At 41.4% G+C, this 12962-nt stretch carries 16 protein-coding genes; 1 reads left to right on the top strand and 15 read right to left on the bottom strand.

Going from position 1 to position 12962, the window contains the following annotated elements; genetic code table 11:
* Nucleotides 1–28 precede the first annotated feature (28 nt).
* From KFQ09_RS18585 to KFQ09_RS18555, 7 genes are read right to left on the bottom strand one after another with little or no spacing between them, the layout of a single operon-like run.
* Nucleotides 29–1012 (bottom strand): biotin--[acetyl-CoA-carboxylase] ligase, encoded by a 984-nt coding sequence (locus tag KFQ09_RS18585; protein ID WP_255835870.1) that lies wholly within the window; start codon nt 1010–1012, stop codon nt 29–31.
* The gene (locus tag KFQ09_RS18580) at nt 985–2187 is read right to left on the bottom strand and encodes a CCA tRNA nucleotidyltransferase (RefSeq protein WP_129548357.1); all 1203 of its coding nucleotides are present in this window, start codon (nt 2185–2187) and stop codon (nt 985–987) included. Before KFQ09_RS18580 ends, KFQ09_RS18585 begins: the two co-directional genes overlap by 28 nt.
* A complete protein-coding gene (gene bshA, locus KFQ09_RS18575; RefSeq protein ID WP_008344584.1) occupies nt 2180–3325 on the bottom strand; it encodes an N-acetyl-alpha-D-glucosaminyl L-malate synthase BshA in 1146 nt (381 codons plus the stop codon). The genes KFQ09_RS18580 and bshA overlap by 8 nt, the downstream gene beginning before the upstream one ends.
* Before the next feature lie 2 nt (nt 3326–3327).
* Nucleotides 3328–4032 carry a bacillithiol biosynthesis deacetylase BshB1 gene (gene bshB1 / locus KFQ09_RS18570; protein WP_024718519.1) on the bottom strand — a complete coding sequence of 235 codons (705 nt, stop codon included), beginning with the start codon at nt 4030–4032 and terminating at the stop codon, nt 3328–3330.
* On the bottom strand, nt 4019–4438 hold the full coding sequence (gene mgsA, locus KFQ09_RS18565; RefSeq protein WP_035702930.1) for a methylglyoxal synthase: 420 nt from the start codon (nt 4436–4438) through the stop codon (nt 4019–4021). The genes bshB1 and mgsA overlap by 14 nt, the downstream gene beginning before the upstream one ends.
* Nucleotides 4439–4455: 17 nt before the next feature.
* On the bottom strand, nt 4456–5259 hold the full coding sequence (dapB, locus tag KFQ09_RS18560; protein ID WP_017359745.1) for a 4-hydroxy-tetrahydrodipicolinate reductase: 804 nt from the start codon (nt 5257–5259) through the stop codon (nt 4456–4458).
* Nucleotides 5260–5264: 5 nt separating this feature from the next.
* On the bottom strand, nt 5265–5600 hold the full coding sequence (locus KFQ09_RS18555) for a nucleotide pyrophosphohydrolase (RefSeq protein WP_008344575.1): 336 nt from the start codon (nt 5598–5600) through the stop codon (nt 5265–5267).
* Between the two features lie 137 nt (nt 5601–5737).
* On the opposite strand from KFQ09_RS18555, the gene KFQ09_RS18550 reads away from it, so the two are divergent.
* Nucleotides 5738–6610, top strand: coding sequence for a YitT family protein (locus tag KFQ09_RS18550; RefSeq protein WP_003215598.1), 873 nt, complete (start codon nt 5738–5740; stop codon nt 6608–6610).
* 30 nt (nt 6611–6640) lie between these two features.
* Here the strand turns inward: KFQ09_RS18550 and ypjB are convergent, their stop codons facing one another.
* The 8 genes from ypjB to KFQ09_RS18510 all read right to left on the bottom strand — a co-directional run bounded on the left by ypjB (nt 6641) and on the right by KFQ09_RS18510 (nt 12740).
* Nucleotides 6641–7447, bottom strand: coding sequence for a sporulation protein YpjB (gene ypjB / locus KFQ09_RS18545; protein WP_008344572.1), 807 nt, complete (start codon nt 7445–7447; stop codon nt 6641–6643).
* Nucleotides 7448–7512: 65 nt separating this feature from the next.
* A complete protein-coding gene (locus KFQ09_RS18540; RefSeq protein WP_076822138.1) occupies nt 7513–8106 on the bottom strand; it encodes a lipoprotein heptaprenylglyceryl N-acetyltransferase LhaT in 594 nt (197 codons plus the stop codon).
* Nucleotides 8107–8208: 102 nt separating this feature from the next.
* Complete coding sequence (locus KFQ09_RS18535) at nt 8209–8976, bottom strand: menaquinol-cytochrome c reductase cytochrome b/c subunit (protein WP_008344567.1); 768 nt, start codon at nt 8974–8976, stop codon at nt 8209–8211.
* A 41-nt stretch (nt 8977–9017) separates the two neighbouring features.
* Nucleotides 9018–9692, bottom strand: coding sequence for a menaquinol-cytochrome c reductase cytochrome b subunit (qcrB, locus tag KFQ09_RS18530; protein ID WP_003215804.1), 675 nt, complete (start codon nt 9690–9692; stop codon nt 9018–9020).
* A gap of 2 nt (nt 9693–9694) precedes the next feature.
* Nucleotides 9695–10201, bottom strand: coding sequence for a ubiquinol-cytochrome c reductase iron-sulfur subunit (locus KFQ09_RS18525; protein WP_007500911.1), 507 nt, complete (start codon nt 10199–10201; stop codon nt 9695–9697).
* 144 nt (nt 10202–10345) lie between these two features.
* Entirely contained in the window at nt 10346–10792 is a 447-nt protein-coding gene (locus KFQ09_RS18520) for a YpiF family protein (RefSeq protein WP_076822140.1), read from the bottom strand.
* 61 nt (nt 10793–10853) lie between these two features.
* On the bottom strand, nt 10854–11393 hold the full coding sequence (locus tag KFQ09_RS18515; RefSeq protein WP_008344562.1) for a ReoY family proteolytic degradation factor: 540 nt from the start codon (nt 11391–11393) through the stop codon (nt 10854–10856).
* Nucleotides 11394–11468: 75 nt separating this feature from the next.
* Nucleotides 11469–12740, bottom strand: a complete 1272-nt coding sequence (locus tag KFQ09_RS18510) for a tetratricopeptide repeat protein (RefSeq protein WP_065460635.1) — start codon at nt 12738–12740, stop codon at nt 11469–11471.
* Between the last annotated feature and the right edge of the window lie 222 nt (nt 12741–12962).

The raw sequence follows: 12962 nt of genomic DNA, 5'->3' as shown, positions 1-12962 counted from the left end.
TATATCAAAAATGTGCCGGGTGTTCCACTTAAGTTGACTTGATCTCAATGTCAGCGGAGTAGATGTTTTGGATTCCGCCCTCCGTTTCGAGTAAGAGGACCCCTTCATCATTAATCCCAAGCGCCGTTCCAGCATATTGTCCATTGACGGTGCGTGCGATGATACGCTTTCCAATGGTCATCGCATACGATTCCCATAATTGTTTGATCGGAGCAAAACCATATGTCATATATTCATCATACCTTTTTTCAAAGATGGACATGATGGTTTGAATCAGTGCCGCTCTGTCTACCTTTTCACCCAGCTCCATTTGCAAACTCGTCGCAACATCCTTTAATTCTTCAGGAAAATCATTAGCCGTCTGATTCACGTTAATGCCTGGACCAATAATGACTGCGTGAACTTGGTCAGCTTCTGCTTTTAATTCAGTCAAAATACCAACGACCTTTTTTCCGTTTAGCAAAATATCGTTTGGCCATTTGATCGATGGACTGAGACCCGTTTGCTGCGCTATGGCTTCAGCGATGGCGACAGATGCTAAAAGCGTCATTTGCGGCGCTTTGTGCAGCGGTATTTCCGGCCGAAGAATCAAACTCATCCATATGCCTGTCCCATTTGGTGAGTGCCACGTTCTTTGAAGGCGTCCTTTTCCGTTTGTCTGATGATCACTGACAACAAGCGAGCCGTGCGGGGCTCCTTTATTGACGAGATCATGGGCAATGAGCTGAGTTGAGGCGACTTCTTCTTGAAAGTAAATATGCCTGCCAAACAGCTCTGTTTCCAAACCAAACAGAATTTCGTCTTCACTAATTTTGTCCGGTTTACGAAGCAGCCGGTATCCTTTTCTTCTGACCGCTTCGACCTCATATCCCTCTTTTCGCAAATCCTCTATATGCTTCCATACTGCCGTTCGGGAGCAGCCAAGCTCATCACATATTTGCTGGCTTGAGACAAAATCTTGCTCAGATGCTGTAAATAGTTCAATTAATCGTTTTCTAATCGCTGATCGCACGCTATGAGCCACTCCTCTATGGCTTCTTTTCGGTTTTCAAGCTGGTTTTGCAAAACGGCTTTTTTCACAGAAGCAAGCTCTTCTGCAATCCATTTACCAGCTGGCTTTTGCCGAAAGGCCATCAAATCTTTTCCTGACACTGCAAGGTCTTGAAGCTGTTTAATCGGCAGCGCATCATATGAACGTTTCGCCGCCTCCAGCTCATCAAAGAAAATGCGACGCTCATGTTTGAGCTGCGTGATTTTCATACTAGAAAGCAGGACATGTTCACCAGCTTCAAACATTTTTTCCGCATCCCAGTTACAATCAACATATTTGCTAATAGCAACGGCTTCTTTTAAAAGTTTCGTTGATAACTTCCATTCTTTTAAAAAGGACACCGCCTCCGCCTCATCTAGACCAAGTAAATGGATAAAGGCTCCCCACACCTCATCTAACCCATCCAATAAATAATACGGGAAAGCTTGGAACGTTTCATTCAGCTGATCCTTTTTGAGGCCGGGCAATTCTTCATACAATTTGGTGGAGATGAGCACCTTGATGGCTTGCTCACAGTAGCGGCCTTTTAAAAGTTTTTCCATTTCGATTTTTTTGCGTTCAACAGAGATGTTGGCAAGCAGGTGTTTATCTTTTTTCATTGCTTCTTCCGTCTCTTTAGAAAGCTCAAACCCGAGCTGGCTTAAAAACCGCACCGCTCTCATCATCCGAAGCGCGTCTTCTTGAAAGCGGCACGCAGGATCTCCAACCGTTTGAATCCGTCTCCGCTTAATATCCCGCTTACCGCCTACATGGTCAATGATGTCACCATGAATATCCATGGCTACTGCATTGATCGTTAAATCTCTTCTTAAAAGATCTTCTTTTAGTGATGAAATAAACGCCACTTCTTTAGGCCGGCGAAAGTCTTCATATTCTGATTCAGTCCGAAACGTAGTGACCTCATAGCTGACCCCGTCAAGTAACACAATAACAGTGCCATGCTCTTTGCCGACATCTACTGTTTTATCAAATAAAGACTCCACCACATCAGGTGTGGCATCTGTCGCAATATCGATATCCCCAACTTCCCTGCCTAAAAGGACATCTCTCACCGCACCGCCGACAAAATAAGCTTGATACCCATGTTCGTGCAGCGTATGTAAAATAGGGATCGCATGTGTGAATGGTTCATTCATCTTCAACATCACCTTCGATCAATTCTAAGTAAAGCTCTTCATACTCTCTCACAATTTTGTCAGAAGAGAAATTGGCTTCAACACTAGACTTGGCTGCCATCGATATTTGCTGATGGAGCGCATTGTCTTTCAGAATAGTGATGGCATGTTTTGCTGCTCCATCTACATCACCAAGCGGAACAAGGAATCCTGTCTCTCCATGTGCAATCACCTCTGGAATCCCTCCAACGTCTGTTCCTATACAAGGTACTCCGCATGCCATTGCTTCAAGTAGTACAAGACCAAAACTCTCTTTCTCAGAAAGCAGCAGCTTCAAATCACTAATCGAATAGAGCTCCTCCACCTTCTCTTGCTTGCCTAAAAATAACACGCGGTCCGTTAATCCAAGCTTTTTCACAAGCTCGCAAACAACCGATTTTTCAGGGCCGTCCCCAATCAGTAGCAGTTTTGCATTCACCTGTTCAGAAATCTGTTTAAACACATGGATCACGTCATGCACCCGCTTCACTTTACGGAAATTTGATACATGAATGACGACCTTCTCATCCTGCAGAAGACCATAATGCGTCTTCAGCACTTCGTGATCTTCACGCAAATATACGCGCTCATCGACGAAATTATGGATCGTATCAATTTTTTTATTCGGTTTAATCAGATCGTATGTCTGCGCAGCTAATGAATGTGATACAGCCGTTACGCGGTCAGATGATTCGATCGCAAACCGGATGACTTCCTTTAAAGATGGGTCATAGCCTAAAACCGTAATATCCGTCCCGTGAAGCGTGGTGACGACTTTGACAGACTGTCCAGTCATTTGCTTAGCTAAGAACGCACAGACGGCGTGAGGGACCGCATAATGCGCATGAATAATATCAAGCTTCTCTCGTTTTGCCACTTCTGCGAGTTTACTTGCCAGTGCAAGGTCATAAGGCGGATATTGAAACACAGCATATTGATTGACATCCACCTCATGAAAATAAATATTCGGATACACTTTATTGAGTCTAAACGGAATACTCGAGGTAATGAAATGAACATCGTGCCCTTTTTCAGCTAAACGTTTTCCAAGCTCTGTGGCAATAATGCCCGATCCGCCAACACTTGGATAACAAGTGATTCCGATCTTCAATTTTTTCATAATTACCCCCCAAGTAAGTCATCGTCCATCAAAAGTGGCTTCTTTGTCAGAAACCCTTCTGCAAAAGGTTTATTGACTTCCCTTCCATACATCGACTCTCTCATTTTGACAAAATCAATATAACCATTTACAAGCGGTGTCTCCACTGAACTCTCTGTTTTGACAAATTGGCTTTTATACGCATGTAAGCTATCAATTTTTTGCTTCATCTCGTCTGAGATATCGATCACAAAATCTGGACGATGGTGGCCGTTAATCATGTAATAATACATCTGGCTTATTTTATGCGCTGGCTGCTTGTATGAATCTTCAAATTTATGTATACCTGCAGAAAAAGCGGCCTCTTCTACAAGTGAACCCGCATGACCATGATCAGGATGTCGATCTTGGTGGTGCGGGGCAAAAATAAGTCTCGGTTTGTATGTTCGGATGACACCTGCAATTTCTTTCATCGCTTCGTCATTGAGATAAAGTCCTCTATCTGGCAGCGTGAGCTGGATTCTAGTCGTGACGCCTAAAATGGCAGCGGCTGCTCTGGCTTCTTCTTTTCGGCTTTCAACCGTTCCATTTGAAGATAATTCAGCCTGAGTCAAGTCACAAATCCCAACACGAGCCCCTTTTTTTACGTATTTTGCAATCGTTCCACCCATACCGATCTCTACATCATCGCTATGGGCACCGAATGCAAGGATATCAAGTGGTTTCATGCGTTCCTCCGTTTTTTGCTACATCTCGAAAATCAAACGTACCTTTATTTAAATTCCTGACTAAAATTTCGGCAGTCCCCATATTGGTCGCTAATGGAATGGCATACACATCGCAAAGCCGGATGAGTGCAGATACATCCGGTTCATGCGGTTGTGCAGTGAGAGGGTCTCTAAAAAAGAGCACAAGATCCATTGCATTATCAGCAATCATAGCACCAATCTGCTGATCCCCTCCAAGTGGTCCTGATTGGAAACGATGAATGGGCAGCCCAGTCGCTTCTTTCACTCTTAAACCTGTGGTTCCTGTTGCATAAAGTGTATGATCTGCCAAAAGATCTCGATACGCAATGGCGAATTGAATCATGTCACTTTTTTTCTTATCGTGAGCGATTAAAGCAATGTTCATCAGGGGTCCACTCCTTATTAGTCGATAATATTTTCTAAGCCATAGACGAGTTGATCAATATGCATCACCTGTTCAACAGAAAGCTTCACACCTGACATAAATGATGCACGGTTATAAGAATCATGACGGATCGTGAGCGTCTGTCCGTCCATTCCAAACAGCACTTCTTGATGTGCAATCATGCCTGGAAGTCTTACGCTGTGAAGGCGGATGCCATCATAATCTGCTCCTCGTGCACCTTCGATTAGTTCTTTTTCTTCAGGGTGCCCCTGCTTTTTGCTTTCTCTTACTTCTGCGATCATTTCAGCTGTTTTTAGTCCTGTACCGCTCGGAGCGTCCAATTTTTTATCATGATGAAGCTCAATGATTTCAACATCAGGAAAATAATTTGCTGCCATTTTGGCAAACTTCATCATTAAAACAGCACCAACAGCAAAGTTAGGCGCAATAATACAGCCTATCCCTTTTTCTTCTGTTAATTGCTGAAGTTCTTTTAGGTCGTCTTCTGAAAAACCTGTTGTGCCTACGACTGGACGTACACCATGTTCAAGGGCTTTTTTTGTATGTACTTTCCCGATTTCTGGGGTCGTCAAATCAATTAATACATCCGGTGCTGTTTCTGAAAGACACACGTCAATATCCGTATAAATGGGCGCATCAGATGTTGTATGAAGCACATCAGATAGCTTTTTCCCCTCATGTGTGTGATCAAGTGCTGCTACCAGTTCAAAATGGCTTGTTTCTTCTGCCAGCTTGACAGCCTCTATCCCCATTCTTCCTCTTGCTCCAGCGATTACAACTTTGATGGTTTGATTCGTCATCTTCTCTACTTCCCTTCTTTTTTCGTCCAGCGGTCTTTGTCTCTTGTATTGAATTTATGCATCACACGATCATGGGCTTCTTCAAGTGATATATTGAGTGAATTGGCAAGGCATGTTAACACAAACAGCACATCGCCAATTTCTTCTTCCATGCTTTTTTCTGTTTCTGTTGTTTTTTTCGGCTTTTCTCCATAGTAATGGTTAACCTCTCTTGCCAGCTCACCTAATTCTTCTGTCAGACGGGCCATCATGGCAAGCGGGCTGAAATAGCCTTCTTTAAATTGTCCTATGTAATCATCGACTTCTTGCTGCACGTGACGCAGCGTTTTTTCATTCGTCATGAAGCTCATCCTCCTATCCATCTCTTACATGTTAGCGAAATCATAAATATTTGACAAATGTTTAAAACTCAGTTTGCTTGTTTCTCTTCCATACCATATAATATTATCGCTGTCTAAGCAAAAAAAGGAGTGATCTTTTGCTAAAAGAAATTCGTCTTAAAAATATCGTATTTATTTTAATAGGATCTGCGATTTTTTCTTTCGGCCTTGTTCATTTTAATATGCAGAACAACTTGGCGGAAGGCGGATTTACAGGTATCACACTGCTTTTATATTTTCTATTTCACATTGATCCATCTATTTCAAACCTTGTGTTAAACATTCCGATCTTTTTTATCGGCTGGAAAATGCTTGGAAGAACCATGTTTACATATACAATTGTCGGAACCGTCAGTCTTTCTGTCTTTCTAGCCATCTTCCAGCGCTTTCAAATACATATGCCTCTTCAGCACGATTTAGCCTTAGCCGCACTTTTTGCAGGTGTGTTTATCGGAACAGGCCTCGGAATCATCTTTAAATTCGGCGGGACAACAGGCGGCGTTGACATTATTGCAAGATTGATCAACAAACATTATCAAGTCGCAATGGGAAGAACGATGTTTATCTTCGACGCGTGCGTCATTACCATCTCTCTCACCTATTTAAATTACAAAGAAGCCATGTATACACTTGTTGCCGTATTTGTTGCTGCAAAAGTCATCGACTTCATGCAAGAAGGCGCTTACGCTGCCAAAGGAGCGATGATTATTTCTGAAAAGGATGACATCATTCAAAAGAAAATCACAGAGGAAATGGAGCGCGGAGTGACCATTTTAAAGGGTGTCGGCTCCTATACGAAACAGGAACGCAACGTCCTTTACTGCGTCGTTCCAAAAAATGAGCTTGTCCACCTCAAGAGCGTCGTAACTTCCGTCGACCCTCATGCCTTTGTATCAGTGAGTGACGTGCATGACGTACTTGGTGAAGGCTTCACATTAGATGAACATAAAAAGCCGCTCAATCCCCATTAAAAAAGAAGCCCGATAACGGTGCTTCTTTTTTTATGACTTTGGATAATCGGCTTGTCGCTTTTGCTTTTTTTCTTTTTCAGCACGGTATTTCCTAAACCCAACATACGTTAAAGTGAGTAAAATCATACTTCCTGTTGTTAAAATGACCCATAAAAGCGATGGATCCGCTTCATCTTGATCAACGTTCGCAAACACACTTGATAAATCTTCTTCGAGTTTCGTGAGACGCTCAAGCTTTGTCCCACTCGATGCTTTTAAAAATTCACCTTGTTCAATTACTTCCATGTGCTGCTTAATCGTTTGCAGCTTTTCAGGCGAGATATCAATGGTTAAACTCGGATAAATCATATCATACAATGAAACCAGCTCATTCCAAGTTTCATAGAACGTCGTCGATTCTGGATCTTTTACTTCTTTCTTTAATGTCGGAAAAGACCCCATAATCGGCTTCTCGAGAGATCCCCAAAGAGGTTCTGAATTTGATTGTATCGCATCGAGAAGCATTCTAAACTGAGAGGCATACCGAAGTTTTTCGCGCTCATTTAAGTCTTCCTGCGGGAGTCCTTTAATGATATCTTGATAGCCAAGTGTAATTTGCCGAACCTGCGTATTCGTCAGAGTTCCACGCCAATTCTCAGCTTTAAATGTCTTTTCAGCATACAATGCAACTTGTAATGCCTCATCATATTTAGCTTGTCTCGTTAATTGAAAGATTGAATCTGATAGTTCCGTTAATTCTTGCAGCGCTTTAGCAGCTGTTGTTTCCTCACCTTTTGCAGCAGCTGGATGCAAGACAAGAAATAATAATAGAATCATCGCGATTGACTTTCGTTTCATGCAAGTCCCTCCTAGCCTTTCTCCATACAGCGTATGAAGAAAAGGACAAGGTTAGACCAACATTGTTAAGGGAGTTCAAGCTTGACCGATTTTTTCGAGAGGACAAGATAATACGAAACAAGAAGAACGGCAATACTTAACCAAAACGTCACGTAGCCGATCTCATTTGAATAGGCAGAAAGCATAGAATAACGCGGCATCATTCCAAATACATAATCAATCACATCATTATGTAAAATCCATATGCCTGCTACAACCAAATGACGCATGTGAAAACGATAATACGGCGCAAATAACACAGCCTGTACCGCCATCGCAAAGTGCGAACCAATTAGCATATATCCTTCCCACGGAAAATCATCAACAGAAACGAGCACGAAAAGATTCATCCCTACAGCCCATAATCCATATTTGATCAAGGTGACAAGGGCCAGTGCTTCAAAATAAGGAGCATGGCGTTTCATTAGAAAGGCTAGTAATACAAATAAAAAGAAAAAGCTTGCCGTCGGACTGTCCGGTACAAAAGGTAAAAAGACAGCCGGCGTCTCTACGAGCTGCGGAATATACCAGTAGTAGCCGTACACAGTGCCCAGAAAGTTGACAATGAGCACGAGCACAAGCATGTAGCGTGTGGCTAGCAGATATTGAAACCATCTCATATTTCTCTTCACTCACGATCTGTTAAAATCAGAAAAAAGCTGACAGCGCCAGCTTTTTTCTCCTTTTGAGTATATCCTTGTACTTACATTTAAACAACTGAATTATTTAGATTTGACCTCAGATAAATATTTCGAGAGCTTTTCAAGTTCTTCATCGCTGCCTTTAAAAATGCCCTTAGGCATGTTGCCTTTTCCTTCTACAGCGATTTTCGCAATTTCCTCTGGTGCTAAACCATTGTCAACAAGTGACGGTCCAGCTGCCCCGCCTTGCATATTATCTCCGTGACAGGAGATACATGTCTGCTCTTGATAGATTTTATACTCTTCAGCTGAGGTATCAATCTCTGCTTCTTTCTTGATTTCACCTTGCTTCGCAGCTGCTTCCCAGTCATGAGTAGCAACAGACTCCCATGTTAAATAGGTTGCTGCACCAACTGCAAGAATCATCATCCCAACTGCAATTGGTCTTCGATATGGCCTGCGTTCAGGACCAGAATCAAGAAATGGTGCGAGTAAAAGAGCACCAAACGCAATTCCAGGCATAATCATTGCGCCAACTACCGTATAGCTCCCTGCAGCAAACTCATATTTTAACAACTGGTACAAAAATAGGAAATACCAGTCTGGCAGCGGAATATAGCCCGTATCTGTCGGATCAGCCATCCGCTCAAGCGGAGGTGCATGAACAACAGTTAGGACAAGAAATCCAATTAAAAAAACAGCACCTACAAGCCATTCCTTTAAAAGAAAGTTCGGCCAAAAGGCTTCGGTTTTTCCCGGATATTCGGAATAGTCTTTAGGTATGTTAGGTTTTCTTTCTGCCGGTATTCTGGAATCTCCGACAAACTTCATCCCTTTTCCCCTATGCAAAGTCATCCCCTCCTCATTGAACATTCATCAAACGCAAAATTTTACAGCGGTCCAGAAATTCCTTGCTTACGAATCATAATAAAGTGGGCAGCCATCAGCCCAAATAATGCCGCTGGCAAGAAAAAGACATGGATAGCGAAAAATCTCGTCAGCGTTTGTGCACCTACAATGTCAGGATGACCTGCAAGCAGCGTTTTAATCTCTTTCCCAATGAAAGGTGTCGCCTCTGCAATTTGAAGACCAACCTTCGTCGCAAATAGCGCCTTCATATCCCACGGTAAAAGATATCCTGTAAAACCAAGTCCAAGCATCACAAAGAAAATGAGCACACCGACAATCCAGTTTAGCTCTCTAGGCTTTTTATACGCCCCTTGGAAAAAGACCCTCAGCGTATGTAAAAACATCATAACAATGACTAGACTCGCACCCCAGTGGTGCATCCCTCTTACAATCTGTCCGAATGCCACTTCATTTTGCAAATAATAGACAGATTCCCATGCGTTTTTAATATCCGGTACATAATACATCGTTAAAAACATGCCCGAAAGGACTTGAATGACCGTCACAAAAAACGTTAAACCGCCAAAACAATACACAAAAGCAGAGAAATGATGTGCTGGATTGACGTGCTCAGGCACTTCATGATCCGCAATGTCTCTCCATATCGGTGTGATGTCCAGCCGCTCATCTACCCAATCGTAAATCTTGTTAAGCATCGTTACCCTTCCCCTTTCGGCACAGCTTTTCCAAGATAGAGGTATCCGTCCTTCACTTGCTGCTTATAATGATCAAGCGGTGCAAGCGGTGGAGTTCCGGGTACGTTTGTACCATCCTTGTCGTACAGCCCATAATGGCATGGGCAGAAAAATTTGTTTGGATTTTTCGGATCACTGTTCCAGTTCACTGTACATCCCAAATGTTTACAGATTGGCGATAAAGCGACAATTTCATCCCCTTCTTTGTACACCCATGCAGACCTAGATTCCTTTGACTCATACCATGCATCTACTTGATCAATTTTAAAGTCAAAGCGCTTCGGTTCTTTTGTCAGTTCATCTACACTGACAACTTGAACCATATCCTGATCCTCTGTTCCTTTTAGCACAGGGTCAAGCGCAAAGCGAACCATAGGCATGAGCATTCCAGCGGCCATAAATCCCCCCACGCCGGTCAACGTGTAATTCAAAAATTGACGCCTGGACACTCCATGTCTCTTCTCGCTCATTTTTTTCTCCCCCCCTCAGGTCGTCAGCTACTTTATAACTGAATTAGAAAAAATTTCATAAAACTAGGACACCCTCATAATATATCAATCTATTCACAAGGTCAACAGCCTAAAAAGCTATGTACAATGCAAATGTAAGGGTTTTTATGAAGGGTTCCATTTTTGTAACAAAAAGTTCAAAATTTGTTCTACACTGTCTTGAATAACTTTTTGCTTTAAATTGACCTTTAAATGCTCAAGCGGAACAGACTGCAATATAAATGCCGATTCGCTCACTTCTAGCTGTTCTTTCCATTTGTTATCAGATGTGATAAACACAACATGCTGAAAATGTTCTTGCAATGATTGTTTTACTGCAAGTATGTCTTCTTGCTTACGACTATTTACTTCTAAATATGTATGTGGAGGAAAAAGAAACACTCTGCCTTTCAGTTGCCTTTCAAGATCCTCTGCCACAAGCATTGTAAACTCACCTAAAGACACGGTTTGTTTGATATGGCTTGCATCTATCCCAACTAATGGAATGATAGCGGTATCAATGTAATCTTTAGATTGTAAAAAGAGATCCGCGTCCTCCGCCTGAAATTTCATCTAGTTCCCCTCTTTCATCACATAAGCCCTGCCTGTATAGGGCAAGGCTTATTGGCTTGGTTTATGATAATAGGCTTAATTCTTTTGCTAACTTATTAAATGTTTCTTGATCATGACGGTCAAGCGCTTCATCGATTTCTTTCATCAGCCGTTCTTTTTGGAAAGTAGCGATAGAATGCTCTAGCACTTTCTCAGCAAGATCTTTATCTTTTTCATTTTCATAAAGATCTTTAGGAATATGAGGATTTGTTTCAAGTACAGCGGCATATTCCGGCGAACGATATGCAGATCGGAAATTCAATTGAATAAACAAATCTTGCTGTTTATTCAAACGAATATCATGAAATGATTTTTCTGCATCTGTCGTCATGATATTTTCTTTATAAAATCTAAAGGGAACTTCATCCACACAGTGTGTTGACATAATAATTCCCCTTGGGCAAAATTCTGCTTGCTCTACAAAATGAACCTTTTCCATCAAAGAGTCGTGACTCATTAAATAATTTAATATCCAAACACACTCTCTTCGCTTTAACTGATAATGGTTTAAGAACCACCGGATAAATTCCTTCTTTTCATTGACAGAAACAGGGGTCTGCATGTTATTCCCTCCTCTATCGTAAATTAAATTGCTATACATGAATTATTCAACAAACCAGTTCTTCATTCCTGCAAACTATAAGGAAATTTCGTCTTCAATTCTTAAAATCGTTTCTTCAATTTCTTCATTCGTGCCATCTTTCTGAAGAACTTTTCGTAATAACGGCAAGGCTTCTTTTTGTCTGCCTTCTTCTAAAAGGAACGAAGCATATTCATATAAAAAGTCACGTTCCTCATCAAAATCAGGCAGAGCAAGTTTGAAATACTCAGCGGCTTCATCGTATTCTTCTCGTCCGACAGAAGCAGAAGCAGCATACCAATTCCATTTTGGATCTTCTTCCCCAAAGCTTTTAACCTCTTTAATCACATCCAGAATTTCATCAAACAGCTCTTCATTTAAATAGATCGCAAGCAGCGTTTGAACCGCTTCAATATATCCTGGATCAAGAGCAAGTGCTTCTTGAAGCAATTTTTTCGCATCTTCCGAATGGCCATTTTTCAAATCAATCTTTGCCCCATATAAATATAACTCTTTGTTATACTCATCCACTTTAATTCCTTCTTTTACTATCTCTAAAGCTTCATGATATAGTCCTTCTTCCTCATAGCTTTTGGCTAAAGGCATATAAAGTGACGAATACGAAGGATCAATATCTTTTAGTTCAGAAAGCTGCTGAATAGCCGTTTTCGTTCTGCCAGCCCTCATCGCTGTAAATCCGTAGCCAAAAAGTGTATTTGGATCCACTTGATCCTTTACAGCCTTTTCATACCATTCAAGGGCATCTTCAAATTCTCCAGCTGTGCTTAATGATTCAGCGAGCCGCTGATATACATTGACACCGCCAATTTCATTTTGTTGATCGGCCACTTTGTAGAAATAGTCGGCTGCTTTCTTTGAAAGACCTTGAGAAAAATACAATTCCCCTAAAGCAAAATCAATGACGGCTTCATGAGGTAGTAACTCTTTCGCTTTTAAAAGCTTTTGTTCACTTACTTCAAATAGTCCTTGCATTTGATACAAATCTGCCATTAACAATAAACTCTCTGGATACGCATCGTCATCTTCAGGAATCGTTTCAAGAACTGCTATTGCCTTCTCTTCTTCATCAGAGTCTATTAACAGCTCTGCATAAAAACAGGTTAATCCTGTTTCTTCTGGATATAAATCATGTAAATCACTAATGAGATTCCGTGCTTTATCAATATCTCCCCAGTCATAATATAACTGAGCTGCCTGCGCTTTTTCTTCATCATGAAGATGCTTCTCTGCTTGAGCAAGTGTTTTGAGTCCCTTTTCAGTCTCACCCGCCTCAACTAATTTTATGGCTTCTTGTAATGAACTATTCAAATCAAACCGTTCCTTTCTGTTTCCAAAAACCTAAACTGTTGTTACTTCATATCATAATCGACAGCTGCATATCCAGCAAATATGTTGCTCTTTTAACATGAGGCCATTTTTGTGTTTTGAAGACTCTTTTTCAATCATTACTTTACTAAACTGACGATTTGTAAACCGAATACGCTAAAAAATTGTTTTTGAATCAGCAAAATGCTCTTTTTCAAGGTTTCA

It is taken from the genome of Bacillus sp. FS02 (genome assembly GCF_024398395.1).
GTDB lineage: Bacteria > Bacillota > Bacilli > Bacillales > Bacillaceae > Bacillus > Bacillus altitudinis.
This window is presented reverse-complemented; position numbering and strand designations above follow the sequence as displayed.

Coding starts and splice junctions, on each gene's coding strand:
- KFQ09_RS18580 (WP_129548357.1), bottom strand. CDS start 2,187: ATGAATGAACCATTCACACATGCGATCCCTATTTTACATACGCTGCAC.
- bshA (WP_008344584.1), bottom strand. CDS start 3,325: ATGAAAAAATTGAAGATCGGAATCACTTGTTATCCAAGTGTTGGCGGA.
- bshB1 (WP_024718519.1), bottom strand. CDS start 4,032: ATGAAACCACTTGATATCCTTGCATTCGGTGCCCATAGCGATGATGTA.
- mgsA (WP_035702930.1), bottom strand. CDS start 4,438: ATGAACATTGCTTTAATCGCTCACGATAAGAAAAAAAGTGACATGATT.
- dapB (WP_017359745.1), bottom strand. CDS start 5,259: ATGACGAATCAAACCATCAAAGTTGTAATCGCTGGAGCAAGAGGAAGA.
- KFQ09_RS18555 (WP_008344575.1), bottom strand. CDS start 5,600: ATGACGAATGAAAAAACGCTGCGTCACGTGCAGCAAGAAGTCGATGAT.
- ypjB (WP_008344572.1), bottom strand. CDS start 7,447: ATGAAACGAAAGTCAATCGCGATGATTCTATTATTATTTCTTGTCTTG.
- KFQ09_RS18540 (WP_076822138.1), bottom strand. CDS start 8,106: ATGAGATGGTTTCAATATCTGCTAGCCACACGCTACATGCTTGTGCTC.
- qcrB (WP_003215804.1), bottom strand. CDS start 9,692: ATGCTTAACAAGATTTACGATTGGGTAGATGAGCGGCTGGACATCACA.
- KFQ09_RS18525 (WP_007500911.1), bottom strand. CDS start 10,201: ATGAGCGAGAAGAGACATGGAGTGTCCAGGCGTCAATTTTTGAATTAC.
- KFQ09_RS18520 (WP_076822140.1), bottom strand. CDS start 10,792: ATGAAATTTCAGGCGGAGGACGCGGATCTCTTTTTACAATCTAAAGAT.
- KFQ09_RS18515 (WP_008344562.1), bottom strand. CDS start 11,393: ATGCAGACCCCTGTTTCTGTCAATGAAAAGAAGGAATTTATCCGGTGG.